The 19,904-nt window shown below is 69.1% G+C and carries 23 protein-coding genes and 1 tRNA gene; 4 read left to right on the top strand and 20 right to left on the bottom strand.

Annotated elements, in window-relative coordinates; translation table 11 throughout:
- From FOY91_RS15945 to FOY91_RS15890, 12 genes are all read right to left on the bottom strand, one after another.
- Window positions 1-184 (bottom strand): hypothetical protein (locus tag FOY91_RS15945; protein WP_145154147.1); only part of this gene is annotated, 184 nt, incomplete at its 3' end.
- Window positions 159-1,124 carry an MBL fold metallo-hydrolase gene (locus tag FOY91_RS15940; protein WP_145154145.1) on the bottom strand — a complete coding sequence of 322 codons (966 nt, stop codon included), beginning with the start codon at window positions 1,122-1,124 and terminating at the stop codon, window positions 159-161. The genes FOY91_RS15945 and FOY91_RS15940, both read right to left, overlap by 26 nt.
- On the bottom strand, window positions 1,124-1,459 hold the full coding sequence (locus tag FOY91_RS15935; RefSeq protein ID WP_145154143.1) for an STAS domain-containing protein: 336 nt from the start codon (window positions 1,457-1,459) through the stop codon (window positions 1,124-1,126). Before FOY91_RS15935 ends, FOY91_RS15940 begins: the two co-directional genes overlap by 1 nt.
- A 72-nt stretch (window positions 1,460-1,531) precedes the next feature.
- Window positions 1,532-3,607 carry an NAD(+) synthase gene (locus FOY91_RS15930; RefSeq protein WP_145154141.1) on the bottom strand — a complete coding sequence of 692 codons (2,076 nt, stop codon included), beginning with the start codon at window positions 3,605-3,607 and terminating at the stop codon, window positions 1,532-1,534.
- Between the two features lie 43 nt (window positions 3,608-3,650).
- Window positions 3,651-6,209: an HWE histidine kinase domain-containing protein gene (locus FOY91_RS15925; protein ID WP_145154139.1), complete on the bottom strand. Its 2,559-nt coding sequence runs from the start codon at window positions 6,207-6,209 to the stop codon at window positions 3,651-3,653.
- Complete coding sequence (locus FOY91_RS15920) at window positions 6,196-6,729, bottom strand: biliverdin-producing heme oxygenase (protein ID WP_145154137.1); 534 nt, start codon at window positions 6,727-6,729, stop codon at window positions 6,196-6,198. The genes FOY91_RS15925 and FOY91_RS15920 overlap by 14 nt, the downstream gene beginning before the upstream one ends.
- Window positions 6,730-6,891: 162 nt before the next feature.
- A complete protein-coding gene (locus tag FOY91_RS15915; protein WP_145154135.1) occupies window positions 6,892-7,272 on the bottom strand; it encodes a DUF983 domain-containing protein in 381 nt (126 codons plus the stop codon).
- A gap of 35 nt (window positions 7,273-7,307) precedes the next feature.
- A complete protein-coding gene (locus FOY91_RS15910) occupies window positions 7,308-8,348 on the bottom strand; it encodes a sulfate/molybdate ABC transporter ATP-binding protein (RefSeq protein ID WP_145154133.1) in 1,041 nt (346 codons plus the stop codon).
- Between the two features lie 16 nt (window positions 8,349-8,364).
- On the bottom strand, window positions 8,365-9,225 hold the full coding sequence (gene cysW, locus FOY91_RS15905) for a sulfate ABC transporter permease subunit CysW (RefSeq protein ID WP_145154132.1): 861 nt from the start codon (window positions 9,223-9,225) through the stop codon (window positions 8,365-8,367).
- On the bottom strand, window positions 9,222-10,115 hold the full coding sequence (cysT, locus tag FOY91_RS15900) for a sulfate ABC transporter permease subunit CysT (RefSeq protein WP_145154131.1): 894 nt from the start codon (window positions 10,113-10,115) through the stop codon (window positions 9,222-9,224). Before cysT ends, cysW begins: the two co-directional genes overlap by 4 nt.
- Window positions 10,116-10,120: 5 nt before the next feature.
- Complete coding sequence (locus FOY91_RS15895) at window positions 10,121-11,146, bottom strand: sulfate ABC transporter substrate-binding protein (protein WP_145154129.1); 1,026 nt, start codon at window positions 11,144-11,146, stop codon at window positions 10,121-10,123.
- A gap of 63 nt (window positions 11,147-11,209) precedes the next feature.
- Window positions 11,210-11,623, bottom strand: coding sequence for an RrF2 family transcriptional regulator (locus tag FOY91_RS15890; protein WP_145154127.1), 414 nt, complete (start codon window positions 11,621-11,623; stop codon window positions 11,210-11,212).
- A gap of 102 nt (window positions 11,624-11,725) precedes the next feature.
- On the opposite strand from FOY91_RS15890, the gene FOY91_RS15885 reads away from it, so the two are divergent.
- A tRNA-His gene (locus FOY91_RS15885) sits at window positions 11,726-11,802 on the top strand.
- A gap of 115 nt (window positions 11,803-11,917) precedes the next feature.
- Here the strand turns inward: FOY91_RS15885 and FOY91_RS15880 are convergent.
- The 3 genes from FOY91_RS15880 to FOY91_RS15870 are packed head-to-tail and all read right to left on the bottom strand — an operon-like array spanning window position 11,918 to window position 12,893.
- Window positions 11,918-12,349, bottom strand: a complete 432-nt coding sequence (locus tag FOY91_RS15880) for a nucleoside deaminase (RefSeq protein WP_203234599.1) — start codon at window positions 12,347-12,349, stop codon at window positions 11,918-11,920.
- Between the two features lie 60 nt (window positions 12,350-12,409).
- A complete protein-coding gene (locus FOY91_RS15875) occupies window positions 12,410-12,634 on the bottom strand; it encodes a YqaE/Pmp3 family membrane protein (RefSeq protein WP_145154123.1) in 225 nt (74 codons plus the stop codon).
- Window positions 12,624-12,893, bottom strand: a complete 270-nt coding sequence (locus tag FOY91_RS15870; protein WP_145154121.1) for a hypothetical protein — start codon at window positions 12,891-12,893, stop codon at window positions 12,624-12,626. Before FOY91_RS15870 ends, FOY91_RS15875 begins: the two co-directional genes overlap by 11 nt.
- A 158-nt stretch (window positions 12,894-13,051) precedes the next feature.
- Here FOY91_RS15870 and rpmB point away from each other — a divergent pair, with 158 nt between their 5' ends.
- Entirely contained in the window at window positions 13,052-13,336 is a 285-nt protein-coding gene (rpmB, locus tag FOY91_RS15865) for a 50S ribosomal protein L28 (protein WP_145154119.1), read from the top strand.
- A 100-nt stretch (window positions 13,337-13,436) separates the two neighbouring features.
- On the opposite strand, the gene FOY91_RS15860 is transcribed toward rpmB, so the two are convergent.
- Window positions 13,437-14,393, bottom strand: a complete 957-nt coding sequence (locus tag FOY91_RS15860) for an esterase-like activity of phytase family protein (RefSeq protein ID WP_145154117.1) — start codon at window positions 14,391-14,393, stop codon at window positions 13,437-13,439.
- Window positions 14,394-14,556: 163 nt separating this feature from the next.
- Here FOY91_RS15860 and FOY91_RS15855 point away from each other — a divergent pair, with 163 nt between their 5' ends.
- Window positions 14,557-15,042: a YMGG-like glycine zipper-containing protein gene (locus FOY91_RS15855; protein WP_145154116.1), complete on the top strand. Its 486-nt coding sequence runs from the start codon at window positions 14,557-14,559 to the stop codon at window positions 15,040-15,042.
- A gap of 103 nt (window positions 15,043-15,145) precedes the next feature.
- Here the strand turns inward: FOY91_RS15855 and FOY91_RS15850 are convergent, their stop codons facing one another.
- The 3 genes from FOY91_RS15850 to rfbD form a co-directional block, all read right to left on the bottom strand.
- Window positions 15,146-15,448 (bottom strand): hypothetical protein, encoded by a 303-nt coding sequence (locus tag FOY91_RS15850; RefSeq protein ID WP_145154114.1) that lies wholly within the window; start codon window positions 15,446-15,448, stop codon window positions 15,146-15,148.
- Window positions 15,449-15,532: 84 nt separating this feature from the next.
- The gene (locus FOY91_RS15845) at window positions 15,533-15,721 is read right to left on the bottom strand and encodes a hypothetical protein (protein ID WP_145154112.1); all 189 of its coding nucleotides are present in this window, start codon (window positions 15,719-15,721) and stop codon (window positions 15,533-15,535) included.
- A gap of 30 nt (window positions 15,722-15,751) precedes the next feature.
- Window positions 15,752-16,648 carry a dTDP-4-dehydrorhamnose reductase gene (gene rfbD / locus FOY91_RS15840; protein ID WP_145154110.1) on the bottom strand — a complete coding sequence of 299 codons (897 nt, stop codon included), beginning with the start codon at window positions 16,646-16,648 and terminating at the stop codon, window positions 15,752-15,754.
- 235 nt (window positions 16,649-16,883) lie between these two features.
- Here rfbD and FOY91_RS15835 point away from each other — a divergent pair, with 235 nt between their 5' ends.
- On the top strand, window positions 16,884-17,750 hold the full coding sequence (locus FOY91_RS15835) for a methyltransferase domain-containing protein (protein WP_203234598.1): 867 nt from the start codon (window positions 16,884-16,886) through the stop codon (window positions 17,748-17,750).
- Between the two features lie 7 nt (window positions 17,751-17,757).
- Here the strand turns inward: FOY91_RS15835 and FOY91_RS15830 are convergent.
- On the bottom strand, window positions 17,758-19,904 hold a 2,147-nt coding region (locus tag FOY91_RS15830; protein ID WP_145154108.1), incomplete at its 5' end, for a S8 family peptidase.

Below are 19,904 nucleotides of genomic sequence, written 5' to 3'. Positions count from 1 at the left end.
GCTCCACCTGATCGGGGGCGAGGCGCTGGTAACGGTCGAACAGCGCACGGCTGGTCGCCTCGCCCCCGATCAGGTGGAGCAGCAGCGCCGCGATCAGCGCCGCCGCCAGCCCGGCCAGCGGTACCCGGCCCGGGCGTCGCGGCGGGTCGGGTGCGGGGTCAGACGTCGAGTTCGAGCCCGTCATAGGCGCACACCACCGTCAGCGGCGGGCGATCCTGCCGGTTGATCTCCTCGTAGCGGATCGTCTCGGCGTGCATCCGCTGGATGTCCTCGTCGACATAGGTCGGCTCGTGGTGGAACAGCACCAGCCGGTCGGCGCCTGCCGCATGGCACAGGTCCACCGCGACGAGGTTGCTCGAATGGCCCCAGTCGGCCTTCATCGTCACGCTCTCGGCCAGCGAATACATCGTATCGCACACCACCACGTCGGCCCCCCGGAAGAAGGCCTCGAACGCGCGCTCGTTTTCCATGTCGTCGATGCGATGCTCGGCGTCGGTCGAGTAGATCACCGCCTTGCCATCATGCTCGAAGCGATAGCCGTAGGAGGCGTGCGAGTGGCACTGCTCGATCAGCCGCACGTCCATGCCGGCGATGCGGTACGTCTCGCCCGGCACAAGCGTGCGGAAGCGGATGTCGGCGCGCAGCCAGTCGAACGCGACCGGGAAGCTGATCTCCTCCTGCTGGCGGCGCAGTGCCTTTTCCAGGTCGGCGTGGCCGCCGTGGATCACGATCGTGGCCCCCGGATCGAAGGCGGCGACGAAGAAGGGGAAGCCCATGATATGGTCCCAGTGCAGGTGCGACAGGAACACATTGTAGATGCGCGCGTGCCCGGCGGCGCAGCGGCGGGCGGCGTCCAGCCCGAAATCGCGCAGGCCGCTTCCCATGTCGCACACGATGAAGCTGCCGTCCGGCGCACCCTCGACCTCCACGCAGGAGGTGGCGCCGCCGTAGCCGCGCCCGGTGGCGAAATCGAGTTCGCTGCCGGCGAAGTCCCACGCTTCCGCCTCGTCGGCGAAGCGGCGGCCGTCGGCGGCGACGAGCGCCCTGGCCACCTTGCGGCGAAACACGTCGGCGCGGGGGGCGACGGGGAGCGAGCCGCGCGTACCCCAGAAGCGCACGCGCATCACGCGGCCCCCGCCGGCAGATCGTCGGCGACGGTGAAGATCCTGTCGTAGCGGCTGATCGCGAGGATCTCGCGCATCCGCTCGTTCGGGCGGGCGAGCGTGAGCGTCAGGCCGTGCCCGTCCGCCTCGCGCTTGGCCAGCGTCAGCACGCGCAGGCCGCGCGACGACATATAGTCCACGTCGGCCAGATCGAGGACGAAGCCCTTGCCGGCCTCGCTTGCGACGAGGATGCGGGAGGTGATGCCGGCGAGGAACGCCTCCCAGCTGGCTTCATCGATACGGCCGTGCGGTCGCCCGACGATCGCCGTGCCGGTGGCGCTGTCCGTCCAGTCCATCCCGCTCCCCCCGTCATGGCGTGACCCCGTGGAGCCTAGCGTAGCAAGTCGGCGGCGTTCACGAAAGCGCCGTCAGGCCGCGCCGCCCGCCGGGCCGAGGGCGGCGGCAAGCTCGTCCTGCCACACGCGCGCGGTGCCGTCCGAGGGCGCGCGCCAGTCCCCGCGTGGGGAGAGCGCGCCGCTGCTCGATACCTTCGGGCCGTTGGGGATGGCCGATCGCTTGAACTGGCTCGTCTGGAAGAAGCGCCACAGGAACGAATCGAGCCACTTGCGGATGGTCGGCAGGTCGTAGGCGTGGCGTGCATCCTCGGGCAGCCCCGCCGGCCAGCCGCCGATGTTCGCGTCATGCCACGCATGCCAGGCGAGGAACGCGATCTTCGAGGGCGGCAGGCCGAGGCGGACGACGTGGTGAAGGAAGAAGTCGTGCAGCGCATACGGCCCGATCTTCGCCTCCGTGCTCTGGATCGCGCCGCTGGCATCGGCAGGCACCAGTTCGGGCGAAATCTCGGTGCCGAGGATGGCGGCGAGAATATGGTCGGTCTCGCCATCGAACTGGTTCGAGCGGATGCACCAGCGGATCAGATACTGGATCAGCGTCTTGGGTACGCCGCAATTGACGGCGTAGTGGCTCATCTGGTCGCCGACGCCGTAGGTGCACCAGCCGAGCGCCAGTTCCGACAGGTCGCCGGTGCCGATCACGAAGCCGTGGTTATGGTTGGCGAGGCGGAACAGGTAATCGGTGCGCAGCCCGGCCTGCACGTTCTCGAAGGTGATGTCGTATTGCGGCGCGCCATCGGCATAGGGGTGGCCGAGGTCGGCGAGCATCTGGCGCGCGGCGGGGCGGATGTCGATCTCGGCGGCGGTGATGCCCACCGCGCGCATCAGTGCCCACGCGTTCGCCTTGGTCTCCTCGCCGGTGGCGAAGCCGGGCATCGTGAAGCCGAGGATGCGGTCACGCGGCAGGCCGAGCCGGTCGCACGCCTTGGCCGCCACGATCAGCGCGTGGGTGGAATCCAGCCCGCCGGAGATGCCGATCACCATCGTCTTGCTGGCGGTGGCGGCGAAGCGCTTGGCGATGCCCTCCACCTGGATGTTGAACGCCTCGTAGCAATCCTCGTCCAGCCGCGCCGGATCGTTCGGCACGAACGGAAAGCGGCGGATCGCGCGCTTCAGGCCGAGATCGGCGAAGGCGGGGCGGTGAGCGAACCCGATGCGGCGGAAGCGCGTTTCGGGGGGGCCGGCGGCGACGACCGCGTCGTTGAACGTGGGCGTCCGCATCCGCTCCAGCCGCAGGCGCTGTACGTCGATATCGCGCACCAGCAGCTCGGGATCGTCGGCGAAGCGGGCGGACTGGCCGAGCTCCTCGCCCAGCTCGAAGATCATCGCCTGCCCGTCCCACGCCAGATCGGTCGTGCTCTCGCCGGGGCCGGAGGCGGAATAGATATAGGCGGCCTGGGCGCGCATCGACTGCGAGGCGCACAGCAACGTCCGCTCGCGCGCCTTGCCGACGACGATGTTCGAGGCCGAGAGGTTGCACAGCAGCAGCGCGCCCGCCAGCGCGCCGTGGGTGGAGGGGGGCAGCGGCGCCCAGTAATCCTCGCAGATCTCGATATGGAACACGAAGTCGGCCAGATCGCTGGCGGCGAAGATCAGGTCCGGGCCGAACGGCACCGTCTGCCCGGCCACATCGATCGACAGGCCGGCAAGGCCCGCGCCGGCGGCGAACCAGCGTTTCTCGTAATATTCGCGGTAGTTGGGCAGGAAGCTCTTGGGCACCACGCCGAGGATACGCCCGCGCGCGATCGCCACCGCGCAATTGTACAGCCGCCCCAGCCGGCGCAGCGGCGCGCCGACGAGGATCACCGGCGACAGCGTTTCGCTCGCCGCCACCAGCTCGGCGATGCCCGCCTCGGTGCGATCGAGCAGCGCCTCCTGCAACAGCAAGTCGTCGATCGCGTAGGAGGACAGGCCGAGTTCGGGGAACACCAGCAGATCCGCGCCCGCCGCGTCACCCTGTCGGAACAGGTCCAGCGTCGCCGCCACGTTGGCCGCCGGATCGCCCGCCGTGGCACGCGGGGTGCAGGCGGCGACGCGGACGAAGCCCTGCGCGTGGAGCGAGTGGAAACGGGCGTCGGGCGGCGTCGTCATGGTCTGCGGGCTCTTTCCGGGCAGGGGGGCCGGGCGGGGGCGATCAGACGGGCGCGGTCAACGCGGCGATCGCCCGGCCCAGCGTGTCCGTTCCATAGGGCTTGCGGATGATCGGGGTGGCGGCCAGCCGTTCCGGCAGGTCGAGCTGGTCGCCATAGCCGGTCGCAAAGGCGAACGGCGTGCCGCGCGCGGCCAGCACGTCGGCGACGGCGAGGCTCGTCTCGATCCCGAGATTGAAATCGAGCAGCGCGAAATCGGGCGGCAGATCACCCTCGATGATCGTCAGCGCACGGGCCACGGTGGCCGCCGTCAGCACGGTGTCGGCACCCAGCGCCTTCAGCGCGTCCTCGCCGTCCAGCGCGATGATCATGCTGTCTTCCACCAGCAGTACGGTCTGCCCGTCCAGCACGCCGCGCCCGACCGGGGCCGCCGCCGCGGCGATCTTGCGCGAGGGGGCATCGCGCAGCACCCGCGCGACATGGCGCGCCGGCACGCAGAAGTGCGCGGTGAAGCCCGACAGGCGATAGCGCACCTCCGCCGTGCCGCCGAGATCGAACGGGATCGACCGTTCGATGATGGTGGAGCCGAAGCCACGCCGGGTGGGCGCCACCACGGCGGGGCCGCCTTCCTCGCGCCAGTCGATCAGCAGCGATCCGTCCTTGTCCACCTTCCAGTCGATCGCGACGAAACCGCTGTCCACCAGCGCGCCGTATTTGGCGGCGTTGGTCAGCAGTTCGTGGAATACCAGCGCCATCGTGGTGAAGGCGCCCGGCTCGATCAGCACGTTCGGCCCGGTCAGCCGCACGCGATCGCGCTTCTGGCCGAGGAAGGCGCCGGCCTCCGTCTCGATCAGGTCGATCAGCCGCGCCGGCCCCCAGCGGTCGCTGGTGATCTGGTCGTGCGCGCGGGCCAGCGCCTGAATGCGGTCGTCCAGCGTCTCGACGAAGGCCTCGGGGGTGGGGGCGGTGCCGCGCGTCTGCGAGATCAGCCCCCGGATCAGCGACAGGATGTTGCGGACGCGGTGGTTCAGCTCGGCGATCAGCAGCTCCTGCTGCTCGTTAGCGCGGCGGCGATCCTGCGTCGCGCTGTCCGACAGGCGCAGCACCACCTCCAGCAGCGCGGTGCGCAGCGTCTCGGCGACGCGCTGTTCCGGCGCGGTGAACGGCATCGCCTTGCCCTTCACCAGTTCCGACCACTCGTCGAAGCTCTTGCGCGGGGTGAGCCGGGGGCCGTTGGGGCCATGCTCGATCGGCTTGTCCGGGTTGCCGGCCCAACGGACCGCGCGCAGTCGCTCGATCCGGAACAGCACCACGTAATCGCGCGGGGAACGCGAAAGCGGTATGGCGATCAGGCCGGCGGCGCGATCGGCATAATCGGCGGCGGCCGGCAGGATGCCGGCGATCGAATCGGTGGCGAACACCGCGCTCGCCGCCACCTGGTTCAGCGTGGTGACGATTTCCTCGAACTGCGCCCGCCCCGGGGTCATCCCGGACAGCGACAGCGCGCCGTCGATATAGACGCCCACGCCGTCGCACGGGATCAGGTCGGACACCATCTCGCCGAGCCACACGGCATCGGCCAGCACCTCGGCATCCTGCGCGACGGCGGCCATGATCCGGTCCGATACGCCACGCGCACGCGTCTCGTAATCCGCCACCTCGCGACGCTCGCGGCTTTCGAGCATCATCGAGAACATCTGGCCGAACAGTTCGGCAGCCCCGCGATGGGCGATGCCGGGCAGGCGCGGTGCGTTGTGGTGGCAGGCGAACAGCCCCCACAGCCGCCCATCGACGACGATCGAGATCGACAGCGACGCCTTGACGCTCATGTTGCGCAAATATTCGATATGGATCGGCGACACCGCCCGCATCATCGCCAGCGACAGATCGAGCGGCGCGCCACGCGGATCGAGCGTCGGGACGACCGGCACGGGCGTGCTGGAGACATCGACGATCACGCGGAAGATGTTGCGCAGGTAGAGCGCGCGCGCCTGCACCGGAATATCGGACGCCGGGTAGTTCAGCCCCAGGAAGCTGTCGACGCCGGGCCGCACCGCCTCGGCGATCACCTCGCCCGCACCGTCATGGTCGAAGCGATAGACCATCACCCGGTCGAAGCCGGTCAGCGCGCGCACCTGCCGCGCGCCCTCGCGGAAGAAACCCTTCAGCCCCTCGGTCTGGCCCAGCCGGGCCATCATCGAGCGGACGAGAGTGGAAGCCTCCACTTCGTCGCCCGTGGCAGGTTCGGCCTCCATCACCACGATATCGCCGGCAAAATGCACCGAGACGTCGAAGCCGCCATGCCCGGCGACCAGCTCGACGTCGAACAGCCGCTCGACGGAATCGCCACCGCGCAGCATCGTCATGCGGTTGCGGATCGAGTGGATCGCCTCCTCGTCGAACACCGCGCTGACCGGCTTGCCCAGCATCTGTGTTGGGGTAAAGCCGATGAAGTCGGCGACGTTGGCAGACACGCGCGACACCAGCCAGTCGGCGGTGAACGCCACGAGGAAACCGAACGGCTGGATCATGCCGGGGATATGGATCGGCTCGCGATCGCAGTTGGTCAGGTCCACCGGCGGCGGGGCTTCAGCGTGGGCCATCGGTTGCCTCCTGTGCTGCGCTCGCGGCGAACAGCGCGAAAGCCGCCTGCGCCCCGCCCCCCGCCTCTGCCCGCCATTCGGCGCCACCGGCATCCCCGGCGCCCTCCAGCGCCTCCAGGAAGCCGCGCCATTCGCCCTTGCCGTGCTGCGCGCCGAGATAGGCGGCGGGCAGCCCGGCGCCCACCTGCCGGGCCAGCATCGCGCCGCCCAGCCGGGAGCCTTCCACGACGTAACGCATGCCCCACAGCCGGGCCGCGCCGGGCGGATCGATCGTCATCGCTTCTGGCATCGGTTCGCCGAGTGCGGCGAGATCGGCCGCGATCAGCGGCACCCGTGGTTGCCATGCGTGGGTCGCCGCCGATCCGGCGATCGCTGTCTCCACCGGCTGCAACGCCCGCGCGTGCGCCCGCAGGAAGCGGCGATACGCCGCCGCGTCGGCAAGATCATATTGCCCGAACACCGCATCGAGCCGGTTGTGATCGTCGGCGGTCGCGCCGCGCAGATCGGCCCGCAGGCTCATCGCACGCTCGCGCGGAGAATCCGGTTCGGGTCATATAAAATGTTTGGCATTACCGGCTGCTAGCGCAGGCCGGGGTGATGAGCAAATGCGGGGTGCATGATCGCCGCGGCGGCCGCCGGGATACGCCGGATCGACCTGCCGCCGGCAGGGCGGAAGGGCCGGTCAGGTGCGCACGGGAGCGAAGCCGTGCATCCGCCGCGCCCACTGGAAGGCGATCACCGCGCCCTTCACCGGCTGGATCATCGCCAGCGCCAGCAGCCCCGCGCACAGCGGCCACAGGATCATCTGCGCGACCATGCCGGGGGAAAACAGGTTGTTCACCTCCACGACCACCGGCAGCAGCAGGTGGCCGAGCAGGATGATGACGATATAGGCCGGGAAATCGTCCGCCGAATGACGCGACCAGTCCTCCCCGCAGGCTGGACACGACGCGACGGGCTTCAGGAAACGGCCGAACAGCCGGGCGTCGCCGCACTTCGGGCAACGGCCGGCGAAGCCGCGCAGCAGCGCGGGGCGGAGGGGGCGAACGATCTCGGTCTGCATCGCTCACACCTAGCATGGCGCGGGCGAACAAGCGACTAACCGGCTGGAAACAGGCGCGCGCGCAATGGGCGGACGCCGATGCGGTCGCCGGGGCGGGGCGGGGCGTCGCCGGTGTAGTCCAGTTCGAGCGGTGCCTCGCGGCCTTCGATCCGCGCCTCGATCCGGGTGCCGCCGCCGCGCGGGCGCGCCAGCGAGACGACCGCCGGCAAGGCGGCCGCGCCGGCCCCGACGATCTCCACGTCGTGCGGGCGGAAGAACAGGGTGGCGTCCCCGTCGCGCGTGCCGTCGGTGGCGACATCGAAGGCATGGCCGCCGAAATGCGCGCGCCCGCCACGCACCGACACCGGGAGGCGGTTCGATTCGCCGACGAAATCGAACACGAAGGCGGAGGCCGGATCGTTGTAGATCGCCTCCGGCGCGGAAACCTGCTCGATCACGCCATGGTCCATCACCACCACGCGATCGGCCAGTTCCAGCGCCTCTTCCTGATCGTGCGTCACGAAGATGGAGGTGAGGCCCATGCGATCGTGCAGCTCGCGCAGCCAGCGCCGCAGGTCCTTGCGCACCTTGGCGTCCAGCGCGCCGAACGGCTCGTCCAGCAGCAGGATGCGCGGTTCCACCGCCAGCGCGCGGGCCAGCGCCACACGCTGCCGCTGCCCGCCGGACAACTGCGCGGGGTAGCGTTTCCCCAGATCCTTCAGCTGCACCAGATCGAGCAGTTCCTCCACCCGCCGGGCGATCTCCGCCTTGGCCGGACGGGTGCTGCGCTTGCGCACGGTGAGGCCGAAGGCGACGTTGTCCGCCACCGTCATGTGGCGGAACAGCGCATATTGCTGGAACACGAAGCCGACGCCGCGATCAGTGATCGGCTGGTTCGTCACGTCCACGCCGTCGAACGCGACGGTGCCGGTGTCGGGAAACTCCAGCCCGGCGATGATCCGCAGCAGCGTCGTCTTGCCCGAGCCGGAGGGGCCGAGCAGCGCGAGGAATTCGCCCGGCCGTGCCTCCAGGTCGATATCGCCCAGCGCGGTGAATGCGCCGAAACGCTTGGAAATCCCTGAGACGGTGATGCCCATCAGTGCGCGCCCTCGATCAATGCCCGGTGCCCCCGCGATGATAGTCGAAGCGCCATTCCAGCACGCTTTTCAGCACGAGCGTCACGAGCGCGAGGCCGGCCAGCAGCGATGCCACGGCGAACGCCGCGACGAAATTATACTCGTTGTAGAGGATCTCTACATGCAGCGGCATCGTGTTGGTTTCGCCCCGGATGTGACCGGAGACGACCGATACCGCGCCGAATTCCCCCATCGCGCGGGCGTTGCACAGCAGCACGCCGTACAGCAGCCCCCAGCGGATGTTCGGCAGGGTGACGTGCCAGAAGGTCTGCCAGCCGCTCGCGCCCAGCGACAGCGCCGCCTCCTCGTCGTCTCGCCCCTGTTCCTGCATCAGCGGGATCAGCTCGCGCGCGACGAACGGGAAGGTGACGAAGATCGTCGCCAGCACGATGCCCGGCACCGCGAACACGATCTGCATGTCCTGATCGGCCAGCACGGAGGCGAACCAGCCGCTCGACCCGAACAGCAGGATGTACATCAGCCCCGCCACTACCGGCGACACCGAGAAGGGCAGGTCGATCAGCGTGATGAGCAGCCCCTTGCCCGGAAAATCGAACTTCGTGATCGCCCAGGCGGCGGCGATGCCGAACACGATGTTGAGCGGCACGCTGATCGCCGCGACGGTGAGCGTCAGTCGGATCGCCGACAGTGCGTCCGGCTCGACGATGGCATCGAGGAACGGACCGATCCCGCGCTGCAACCCCTCGGCGAACACCGCGATCAGCGGCAGCAGCAGGAACAGCCCGAGGAATGCCAGCGCGACGCCGATCAGTACGATCCGCGCAACGGGCGACTCGGCGGTGGCGCGCTGGTGCGCGGGGGCAGGGGTGGCGCTCATGCGGCCATCCGCTTCCGGCTCCAGATCTGGATCAGGTTGATGACAAGCAGCAACGCGAACGAGGCGACCAGCATCACGCTGGCGATCGCGGTGGCGCCGGCATAGTCATATTGCTCGAGCTGGGTCACGATCAGCAGCGGCGACACCTCGGACACGAAGGGCATGTTGCCGGCGATGAAGATCACCGAGCCATATTCCCCCACCCCGCGCGCGAAGGCGAGCGCGAAGCCGGTCAGGAGCGCTGGGCCGATCGCGGGCAGGATCACGCGGGTGAACGTGTCCACCCGCCCGGCGCCGAGCGAGGCGGCCGCCTCCTCCACGTCATGGCCCAGATCGGCCAGCACCGGCTCCACCGAGCGGACGACGAACGGCAGGCCGACGAAGACCAGCGCCACCACCACGCCGAGCGGCGTATAGGCGACCTTCATCCCGAGCGGTTCGAGATACTGGCCCAGCCAGCCGTTGGGCGCGTAGATCGCGGTCAGCGCGATGCCGGCCACCGCGGTGGGCAGTGCGAACGGCAGGTCCACCATCGCGCTCACCAGCCGCCGGCCGGGAAACTCGTAGCGCACCAGCACCCAGGCGATCAGCAGGCCGAACACGCTGTTCACCGCCGCCGCCGCCGCCGCCGCGCCGAAACTGAGCCGGTACGAGGCCATCGCCCGCGCCGAAAAGCCGACATCGACGAAATGCGCCGGCCCCAGCCCGGCCGACCGCACGAACACCGCCGACAGCGGGACCAGCACGATCAGGCACAGGTAGAAGATGGTGAAGCCGAACGTGATCCCGAAACCGGGCATGATCGACCTTTTCTTGCCATAGGGCCGCGCCGGCGAGCGGAGCTTGCCCTCGATCGCCGTCGATCCCAGAGACGCCCCCGTCGCCGTCATGACGCCTAGCGGCGCCGCTGCGCGAAGATCGTGTCGAAGATCGCACCGTCGGCGAAATGCTGGGCCTGTGCCTTCGCCCAGCCACCGAAATCACCGTCGATCGTCAGCAGCTTGATCTGCGGGAAGGTGGCGGCATATTTCGCAGCCACCGCCGCGTTGCGCGGGCGATAGTGGGCCTTGGCGATCAGTTCCTGCGCGGCGGGGGTGTAGAGATAATCGAGATAGGCTTTGGCCACCGCCTGGGTGCCGTGCTTCTTCGCATTGCCGTCGACCACCGCGACCGGCGGCTCGGCGAGGACCGATACCGACGGCGCGACGATCTGGAACTGGCCCTTGCCCATTTCCTGCTGCGCCAGCATCGCCTCGTTCTCCCACGCGATCAGCACATCGCCGATGCCGCGCTCGACGAAGGTGGTGGTAGCGCCGCGCGCGCCGCTGTCCAGCACCGGCACGTTATTGTAGAGTTTCGTGACGTAATCGCGTGCCGCCGCATCGCTGCTGCCGGTCTTGCGGCCATAGCCCCAGGCCGCGAGATAATTCCACCGCGCGCCGCCGCTCGTCTTGGGGTTGGGCGTGATGACCTGCACGCCGGGGCGGATCAGGTCGTTCCAGTCATGGATGTTCTTCGGGTTGCCCTTGCGAACGAGGAATACGATCGTGGAATAATAAGGCGCGCTGTTGTCGGGCAGGCGGGCCTGCCAGTCGGCCGGCAGCTTCTTCGTCTTGGCCGCGATGGTATCGATGTCGTAGGCGAGGGCGAGCGTCACCACGTCCGCCTCCAGCCCGTCGATCACCGCGCGCGACTGCTTGCCCGAGCCGCCGTGGCTCATCTTGATGTTCACCGTCTCGCCGGTCTTCGCCTTCCATTCGGTGGCGAAGCCGGGATCGATCGCGCGGTACAGCTCGCGCGTGGGATCGTAGGAGACGTTGAGCAGGTCGACCTCGCCCTTCGTCTTGCCGCCACCCGAACAGGCGGCAAGCGCGAGCAGTGCGGAGGTCGCCAGCGCGGCGGAGATCTTGGTCCGTTTCATGGCATCTCGCCTATAGTCTACCGTCAAGATCAACAAGGCGTCGGCCGCCAACATTTGCTTCGCTCAATCTAACAATTTTTGCGAGAGCGAAACCCCGTCGAGGATCCGCGCGGTCTCGTCGCGGACGGACAGCATCACGTGGTGCAGCCGGCAGGTCGCCTCGTCGATGCAGTGATCGCACGGAGTGTAGGCCAGCCGCGCGGCGCAGGGCACCAGCGCCAGCGATCCGCGCGTCAGCCGCACGATCTCGCCATAGGTCACATCGGCCGGCGGGCGGGAGAGCCAGTAGCCGCCCTCCTTGCCCCGCAGCGTCTCCACCAGCCCGGCCCGCTTCATTTCGGAAAGGATGACGGTGAGAAACTTGCCGGGGATATTCTGCGCCTCGGCTATTTCGGTCAGCTGCACCGGGCCTTCGCCATAGCGATCCCCCAGATGCAGGAGCGCGCGGATGGCGTAGCGGGTTCGTTGGGAAAGCACGCGCGGTCTTTGTCGCTTTGCATGGCGCGGCGCAAGGGCATCGGGTGTCTTGACGCTGGGGGGCACACGCTCCTATGGAACCCGGGCTTCGGCGTGGTCGTGGCGGTCGTAGCTCAATTGGTTAGAGCGCCGGTTTGTGGTACCGGAGGTTGCGGGTTCAATCCCCGTCGATCGCCCCATCATCCTCTCCTTAAATTCGGATGCATCCAGGGTCGCTGTCAGAGGCAGCGCGGGATCGTCGTTTCGCGGGCTTGTCGGTGACACTGCCGCCGTCTGGATTCGTATCCTGATGGATCAGCGGCGCCGGGTCGCGAAGAAGGCGCGGAGCAGCGAGGCTGCTTCTCCTTCGCCGATCCCGCCGTATATTTCCGGACGATGATGGCATGTCGGCTGGCCGAACAGCCGTGGCCCATGGATGACGGCGCCGCCCTTGGGATCGGCGGCGGCATAATAAAGCCGGCCGATGCGGGCATGGGCGATGGCGCCGGCGCACATCGCGCATGGTTCGAGCGTGACCCACAGATCGCAGTCGCCGAGCCGTTCCGCCTGCAAGGCAGCGGCGGCGCGACGGATCGCGAGCATCTCCGCATGGGCAGTGGGGTCATGGGAGGTTCGCATGGCATTGGCCGAGGTCGCGACGACCTGCCCGGCTCGGGTGACCACGGCGCCCACCGGCACTTCCCCCGCTCGCGCCGCTTCGGCGGCGAGATCCAGCGCGAGACGCATCGGTGGGGGCAGCGGAAACGGCACGGGGCCGGATAAGACAAACAGGCCTGACGCGAAAGCTCAGGCCGTTACCTTCTTGGGACGTGTTTCCACGGGCGGCGCCCGGAATATCGTGAGGAGGGCGAAGACGATGCCGGGGATTATCCCGAGGCAGGTCAGGCCGACACCGATCCAGAACGGCAGTCCAAGCCCACGCACCAGAAAGATGCCGAGGGGTGGCAGCAGGAGCGCGGCGACGATCGCCGCCGCGCCCGGCCGTTCCCGAGGGGGAAGATTATTTGCCATCGGCCTTCTGGACGCCGACGACGGGAACGTCGATCGTTTCCTTGGTGGTGCCGACCTCGACCTTCGGCACGTCGACCGCAGTCTCCTTGGTGCCGACGACGACCTTGCCGACATCCGCATCGACCGTCGGCGCGCGGCCACCGTTAACCGAGACTTCCGGCAGCTTGCCGGCATCGCCGCTCAGGTTGACGAATCCGGTCGCCACCGCGACGATGGCGATCAGGACTATGACCACCAGGGCGATTAGGGCTGCGCGCATCTTGAAGTTCCCTTTTGTTGCTATTTGACTGCCACTGAACGGTCTAGACCCGTAACGGTTGCACGGCATGGACGATCGGACGGACAGGTTGACGAATCCCGGTGCGCCGGTTACCTGCCGCCACTTTCCGGGCAACCGAACATTCAGGGCGATAAAGTATGGCGCGCATCTGCGAGCTGACCGGCAAGGGCCGGCAGGTGGGTCACAACGTTTCCCACGCGAACAACAAGACCAAGCGGACATTCCTGCCGAACCTGCAGAACGTCACGCTGCTCTCCGATGCGCTCGGCACCGGCGTGAAGCTGCGCGTCTCGACGCACGGCCTGCGCTCGGTCGAGCATGTCGGTGGCCTCGACAACTGGCTGCTCAAGACGTCTGACGACGATCTCTCGCTGCGCGCACGTCGCCTGAAGCGTGATATCGTCAAGAAGGCTGCCGCCTGACCTGACGTGACGCGCCGGCTGCGGCCGGGGCTGTGGATGTGGAAAGACCGGCCAATGCCTCGCGCATCGGCCGGTCTTTCCGTGCGTGGCGCGGATCGCCTCACGGTACGAGCGCGAACTTCAGCAGCAGCGTGCGCTGGAGCGGGCTGAAATTGTCGTCGGACGCGATCCACAGGATCGTGCGCCCGCCTTCGCGCGACACTGCGACCGCCTCCATATTGTCTACCGTCAGCGGCGGCGCGAGCCGGGCGAGAATCGTCGCCTCCACCGCATGCCCCGGCCGGATCCGCGCCGGATCGAGCAGCGAGACGATCGCGGACACCCCCTCCATCAACGTGAACCGGCGGTGGAGCAGGATCAGCCTGCCGTCGTCCAGCGCCACCACGTCGGTGACGGCATAGCCCGGCGGCGCGCGGTAGCCGGCGAGCAGCGGCACGGCGTCCGATTTTGTCGGATCGCCGGGAAAGATCAGCAGCGCGGTGGATTTCGCCGGGCCGGGTGCTTCCTCCGAGAATATGAGGAAACGTCCGTCGCGCAGGCGGACCATCGCTTCCGGCCCGCCGTTGCCCGGCCACTTGCGCATCGCCGACGGCTCCACATGGGCCTCGGCCCGGCCGAGGGCGGCATCGTAACGCCAGATCGCGTTGTGCGCCTCGAACCCCACCCACAGCCGCCCGCTCGCGGGATCTGCTGTCAGCGACTCGGCGTCGCGATCGCTCTTGGCCTCCCCGGTGCCGGGGCCGGCAGGCAGCATCCCGCGGACCGCCCCGCTCGGCACCTTGCCCGTGACGGCGATGTCGAACACCGCGCCGGCATCGCTGATCGCCAACAGACGACCGTTCCGCCAGATCATCGAGGACAGCCCGCCGAAGCGCGGATCGGTGCTCGCCAGTTCCCACCCGCCGAGATAGCGCAGGGCGCCCAGCCGCGTGCGCGCGGGATCGACGCGATCGAGCGGCACCGGCGTTGCCAGGATGATCGGGCTGGCCAGCGGGGTGGAGGAGGGCATGAGAAACGTCGCCAGCAGCAGGGCCGGCATCAGGAAAGTCGATCGCATGGCGTGCTTGTAGCGGCGATCCGGCGGCCGCCCAACCTGAACGCCGGCTAACATGCGCGTTCAGCGATGGGCCACGCGACTCGTTGCATAAGCCCCTTCATGCCGGAAGACGCGGCGCCGCAGGCGGCGACATCGTCCGCCGGGCCGAGTCAGGAGAAAGATCATGCCGGGCAAGTCGATCACACTTTCCGCCATCGCCGCGATGGCCGCCATCGCGCTGGTGCCGGCGGCAGCGCAGGCACGTCCATGGGGCGGACAGGGCGATTATTACCAGCAGGTTCGCGGTGATCGTCACGGCGGATACGGCCGTGGCTATGGCCGGGGCGGCTACGATGGTGGCCGGGGTTATTACGGGGGCCGCGGTTATTCGGGCGGTCGCGGCTATTATGGCGGCAACCAGGGCTATTACGGCGGTGGTCGCGGCTATTATGCCGATCGCGGTTACGGTGGCGGCCGAGGCTATTACGGCGGGCGTGGCCGCTGCCGCGACAACGGCACGGGCGGCACGATCATCGGCGCGATCGCCGGCGGGCTGCTCGGCAACGAGGTCGGCCAGGGCCGCTACAATCGCGGCGATGGCACGACCGGGGCGATCCTAGGCGCCGGCGTCGGTGCGCTGGCGGGCCGCGCCATCGATCGCAACTGCTGACCCTCATTTCCGGAACAGGGCACGTCGCCCAAAACGGTTCCCCCGCGTCGCGTATCGGGGGCGGAGGCCGGGCTTTGCCAAAAGCCCGGCCTCCGACATGCGTTCAGCCCGGGGAGCGTCCCCACTGGAGCGCGTAGGATGGGAACGGGCTGGGCTGCAGCGGCTTGCCGGGCGGGGCTGCCTCGAGTTCGGCCGCCACCTGCCCATAGCGATCGCGCCAGAGCGACAGCAGTTCGCTGTCGTCGCCCATCGGCTCCAGCGTATGCGCCGCGTCGCGCACGATACCGCCCGCCTCGGCCGGAAGCAGCACGCCGCGATCGACCAGCGCGGCCAGGATCAGCGTCGTTACGTGATAGAGCGCGACATGTGCTTGCGCGGTCGCTCTCGATCGCTCGTCGGCGGTCATCCGTCGGTCTCCTCCAGCCCTGTCGACGACGCTAGCAGAGCAGGCGTGGCCTGACCAAGCCCCCGACGCGGGCAGAGCGGGCGGTCAGCCGTCGTCCCGCCGCATCCGCGTGGTCGCCAAGGCGAAGTGGGCCGCGGCGGCGAACAGCAGCGCCAGCGCGAGCAGGAAGGCCATGTCGCTCGACCACCACAACCGCTCGAAGATCAGCAGGCCGAAGCCCACCACCGCCGCCAGCGTGGCGAGCCTGTCGCCGAACGGCAACGGCTCGGGCATCACCGGCGGCGGCGGATAGGGGCCACCCGCTCAGGCCGGTGCCGTTGGCATCGCCGCCGGGTCGGCGACGATATCGCGCACCGCCGCCTGCCAGTCGCGCGGCTCGATGCCGTAGTCGCGGGTAAGGCGGCCGGTGGCGAGGCGGGAGTTGACCGGGCGGCGAGTAGGGGTGGGAAAGGCGCTGGTCGGGATCCCCTCGACCGGCACGGAAGGGCCGCCCCGGGATGCGCTGCACGCCATGATCTCACGCGCCAGTTCGCACCAGCTCGCCTCCCCGGCGTTGACGAAATGATAGATGCCGGTCGGCGCATCCGCATCCCCGGCCAGCCGGGGGACGATGGCGGCGATGGCCTCGGCCAGATCGTCCGCCGAGGTGGGGGAGCCGCGCTGGTCGTCCACCACGCGCAGCGCCGGGCGCTCCGCCGCCAGCCGCAGCATCGTCTTCAGGAAATTGGCGCGGAACGGGCTGATGACCCACGCCGTGCGCAACACGATGGCGCGGGGATTACCGCTCAGCACCGCATACTCGCCCGCCAGCTTGCTCGCGCCATAGACGCCGAGCGGCTGCGGCGTGGCGTCCTCGGGATAGGCGCCGGTGGCCGAGCCATCGAATACATAGTCGGTCGAGACGTGGATCAGCGGCAGCCCGGCGCGGCGGGTGGCGTCGGCGAGGATGGCCGGGCCGGTGGCGTTGATCGCGAATGCGCCGGCCACATCGTCCTGCGCGGCATCCACGGCGGTGAAGGCGGCGGCGTTGACGACGATGTCATAGGGGTGTGCCGCCAGCGCCGTGGCGATGCTCTCCGGCCGGGCGAGGTCGATCACGTCGCGTCCGGGCCGGTGCACGACGGTGCCTTCGCTCCACCGCGCACGGCCCAGCGCCTGTCCGAGCTGGCCGTTGCCGCCGAGGACGAGGACCGCCGTCATGCGCGCGTGCTCGCTTGGCGGAAGATGGGGCGGTGCCGATCGTCGTCGCTGAATGTCATCGGAAATCCTTGCGGTTGTTCGGCGGGACGGCAACGATGATCCCGTTGCCCGTCGACTCGATCTGCCGTCCTGCACGGACGTACCCCATACGTCGAAAAGCGTGGGATCGACCAGCCCGGCCGGGCATGGCAGAAGGCGCGCCGAACCGACCCAAGAATACGGACGACGCCGAACCATGCCAGCTTTCCTGACGCCCGCTTTCGATATCGACTTCTACCGGGCCACCAATCCCGATCTGGCGCATCTGAACGCCGAGCAGGCCGCCGAGCATTACCGGCAGTACGGGCGCACGGAAGGCCGGGTGGCGGCGGCGCTGGCGGTGCGCGAGGTCTTCGTCGAAATGCCGCGTGCGGCGGCCAGCGCGCTGGAGATCGGACCGTTCTGCAGCCCGGTGCTGACCGGGCCGAACGTGAAATATCTCGACGTGCTGACCCCGGAGGGGCTGCGCGCGCGCGCGGCGGAAATCGGCCTCGATGCGACCAACTGCCCGGAACGGATCGACTATCTCGGTGATCTGGGCGACGTTACCGACAGTTTCGACGCGGTATTCAGTTCGCACGCGATCGAGCATCAGCCCGACCTGGTCCGCCACCTGAACGAGGTGGCGGCGGTGCTGAAGCCGGGTGGGCGCTATTATCTGCTTGTGCCAGATAAACGCTTCTGTTTCGATCATTTCATGGCCGAAAGCACCGTCGCGCAGGTGGTGGACGCGCATGAGGTCCGGCGGCGGGTGCACAGCCTCATGAGCGTGATCGAAAATCATGCGTTCGCGACGCACAATAATTCCGAGATGCACTGGATGGGCGATCATGGAACGCCGTTCGGCCCGGATGAAGCGTATCGCGTGACAGCCGGTATGGATCGACATGCCGCGGCCGCAGGCGACTACATCGACGTCCATGCCTGGTATTTCACGCCCGCCAGCTTTGCCGTCATCATCGAAACGCTGTTCCGCCTGAACCTGACGAAACTACGTCCGGCCGTCGTCTACGAGACGCCGCGTAACCGGCTGGAGTTCAGCGCGGTGCTGGAGGTGGCCTGACCGCCGGCTAGAAGCGGCGGGCGAAGCGCAGCGCTCCTCCCACGTCGTCGGGCGCGGCGGCGATGTGGCCGGGGTCGCGTCGCCAGAACAGGTTGGTGGTGAGCCAGCCCGCCAGCAGCGGCGTCGCCCAGCTTGCCTCCACGTCCCGCTCGCGTCCTTGCGGCGACAGGTCGAGCCGGGTGGCGGCGAAGCGTGCGGTGCCGCTGGCATAATCATAATCCACCGGCAGCGAGAGGGCGTAGCCGCCCGAGGCCACGCGAAGCGGCTGCGCCAGCCGCAGCCCCAACCGGTCGCGCCTGCCGAACAGCCCGGTGCGGGCGATGTCGATCGCGTGGCCGCCGCTGTGCAGCGATCCGCCGGTCGACACGCCGCCGGCGGCCATCCGCGTCCACCCGCGCCGCACGCTCGCGCCGATCGCCCAGCCGTCGCCGGGGGTGAGGGTGGCCGAGGCGTCGGCAAAATCGGTGATGGCACCGCCTGCGCCGAAGGCGGTGCCGAAGCGCGCGCCGAGGACGGTATCGCTCTCGCGCAACCGGCTGACCCCGGCATTGAGCGCGAGCGGGCCGATCGCGCGGTCGAGCGTAACGCCGAGCATCGCGTAACCGCCGCGCAGCCGATCCTGCCGGCGGGCGCTGAACGTGGCGGTACGCGGCGTCAGCGCATCGCCCTGCTCGACGGCGAAGGTGAGGCCGAGCCGGCCGACCGTGTGCCGCAGCGCCATCGCATTGCCCGCCCGCCGCTCGAACCCCGGCGCGGCCAGTGGATCGGCGGCGATCAGGAAGGCGCCGCCCGACTGCCCGCGCAACGTGTCGCCGAGCGCGCGGCCGCCCTGCGCGAAACCGAACGCGACGGCGAGGTCGGGAGAGAGCCGGCTCGCCACCATCCCCGCCACCGCGCGGGCCTGCCGCGCCTCGCCGGGGGCCAGCGTCAGCCGCTCGACCGTGGAGGAGGTGTCGCCCGCGATCGAGACGGCCGCGACCGATCCGTCGCGGGAGAACGAGACGCTGTGCAGCCCACCCGCCAGCGCCGGTGCCAGTCGCAACGCCGGGGCGGGGCGGGCGAGGCTCGATCCCAGCGCATAGCCGTAGGCGCGGCCGTAGCCGTCGAGCAGCACCGCCGAGGCGCCCGACTTCATCGCGGCGTCGCCCATCGCGGCGGAGAGCATGCCGTTCCCCTCCAGCGATACCGCCACCGCCGTACCGGCGAGCGAGGTCTGCCCCTGCGGGCGGAACGCGCGCGACAGGTTCAGCACGCCGCGCCCGTAGGTGGTATCGATGCCGCCGGTGCCGAGATCGGCGGCGGTGGAATAGAGCAGTTGCACGATCTGCTGCCCGGTCAGGTTCGGGAAGGCCTGCGCCAGCAACGCCACCGCGCCAGAGATCAGCGGTGCGGAAAAGGAGGTGCCGTTGAACAGGAACAGCGCGCCATTCTCATCGTAGCTCAGCACCCGCTCGCCCAGCGCCATCAGATAATGCGTGGCGCCATTGCCCGCGCGGTTGCTGAACGTGGCGATATCGCCCGCCTGGTTGGTCGCGCCCGCGATCACGACGAGACCGCGCGCGATGGTGTCGTCGTTGGCGATCTGCGCCAGCGCATCGGGATCGGCGCGGGCATCGTTGCCGCCGGCGATCACCACCACGATCCCCGCCGCCGTGGCGCGGGCGATCGCCGCGCGCAACGTGGCGTCCGCCGCCGATCCGCCGAGCGACAGGTTGATGACGCGCGCATTGTTCTGCGTGGCGAGGTCCACCCCGCGTGCGATCGCGGTGTCGGTATGCTTGCAGCCGTCGCTGGTGGCGCAGGTGCCCGGCGTATCCGATCGCGCGATCAGCAGCGTGGCGTCGAAGGCGATGCCGAGCGGCCCGCTGTCGTTGCGCGCCGCGCCCAGCACGCCCGCCACCGCCGTGCCGTGGCCGCCCTCGTCCTTGATCGTGCCGCGCGACCCGCCGACATCGGCCGAGGCGTTGCTGATCCGCCCGGCGAAATCCGCGTTGCCCGTGTCGATCCCGCCATCGACGATCGCCGCCACCACCCCGCGCCCGGTGAAGCCGGCATCGTAGGCGGTGATCGCGCTGGCCTGCACCAGACCGCCCGAGGCGCGATATTCGCTGGTGTTGAAGTTGGTCGGGGTGGAGGGTGTGGTCGGCACCACGG

It is taken from the genome of Alterirhizorhabdus solaris (assembly GCF_007785815.1).
GTDB classification, from domain to species: Bacteria; Pseudomonadota; Alphaproteobacteria; order Sphingomonadales; family Sphingomonadaceae; genus Alterirhizorhabdus; species Alterirhizorhabdus solaris.
This window is presented reverse-complemented; position numbering and strand designations above follow the sequence as displayed.

Bases quoted from the DNA above. Each gene is read 5' to 3' on its own strand.
- FOY91_RS15940 (WP_145154145.1), bottom strand. From the start codon at position 1,124: ATGCGCGTGCGCTTCTGGGGTACGCGCGGCTCGCTCCCCGTCGCCCCC.
- FOY91_RS15935 (WP_145154143.1), bottom strand. From the start codon at position 1,459: ATGGACTGGACGGACAGCGCCACCGGCACGGCGATCGTCGGGCGACCG.
- FOY91_RS15930 (WP_145154141.1), bottom strand. From the start codon at position 3,607: ATGACGACGCCGCCCGACGCCCGTTTCCACTCGCTCCACGCGCAGGGC.
- FOY91_RS15925 (WP_145154139.1), bottom strand. From the start codon at position 6,209: ATGGCCCACGCTGAAGCCCCGCCGCCGGTGGACCTGACCAACTGCGAT.
- FOY91_RS15920 (WP_145154137.1), bottom strand. From the start codon at position 6,729: ATGAGCCTGCGGGCCGATCTGCGCGGCGCGACCGCCGACGATCACAAC.
- FOY91_RS15915 (WP_145154135.1), bottom strand. From the start codon at position 7,272: ATGCAGACCGAGATCGTTCGCCCCCTCCGCCCCGCGCTGCTGCGCGGC.
- FOY91_RS15910 (WP_145154133.1), bottom strand. From the start codon at position 8,348: ATGGGCATCACCGTCTCAGGGATTTCCAAGCGTTTCGGCGCATTCACC.
- cysW (WP_145154132.1), bottom strand. From the start codon at position 9,225: ATGAGCGCCACCCCTGCCCCCGCGCACCAGCGCGCCACCGCCGAGTCG.
- cysT (WP_145154131.1), bottom strand. From the start codon at position 10,115: ATGACGGCGACGGGGGCGTCTCTGGGATCGACGGCGATCGAGGGCAAG.
- FOY91_RS15895 (WP_145154129.1), bottom strand. From the start codon at position 11,146: ATGAAACGGACCAAGATCTCCGCCGCGCTGGCGACCTCCGCACTGCTC.
- FOY91_RS15880 (WP_203234599.1), bottom strand. From the start codon at position 12,349: ATGCGTCTCGCGCTGGATCTCGCCGCCGAAGCGGCGCGAGCGGGGGAA.
- FOY91_RS15875 (WP_145154123.1), bottom strand. From the start codon at position 12,634: ATGGCAAATAATCTTCCCCCTCGGGAACGGCCGGGCGCGGCGGCGATC.
- FOY91_RS15870 (WP_145154121.1), bottom strand. From the start codon at position 12,893: ATGCGCGCAGCCCTAATCGCCCTGGTGGTCATAGTCCTGATCGCCATC.
- rpmB (WP_145154119.1), top strand. From the start codon at position 13,052: ATGGCGCGCATCTGCGAGCTGACCGGCAAGGGCCGGCAGGTGGGTCAC.
- FOY91_RS15860 (WP_145154117.1), bottom strand. From the start codon at position 14,393: ATGCGATCGACTTTCCTGATGCCGGCCCTGCTGCTGGCGACGTTTCTC.
- FOY91_RS15855 (WP_145154116.1), top strand. From the start codon at position 14,557: ATGCCGGGCAAGTCGATCACACTTTCCGCCATCGCCGCGATGGCCGCC.
- FOY91_RS15850 (WP_145154114.1), bottom strand. From the start codon at position 15,448: ATGACCGCCGACGAGCGATCGAGAGCGACCGCGCAAGCACATGTCGCG.
- FOY91_RS15845 (WP_145154112.1), bottom strand. From the start codon at position 15,721: ATGCCCGAGCCGTTGCCGTTCGGCGACAGGCTCGCCACGCTGGCGGCG.
- rfbD (WP_145154110.1), bottom strand. From the start codon at position 16,648: ATGACGGCGGTCCTCGTCCTCGGCGGCAACGGCCAGCTCGGACAGGCG.
- FOY91_RS15835 (WP_203234598.1), top strand. From the start codon at position 16,884: ATGCCAGCTTTCCTGACGCCCGCTTTCGATATCGACTTCTACCGGGCC.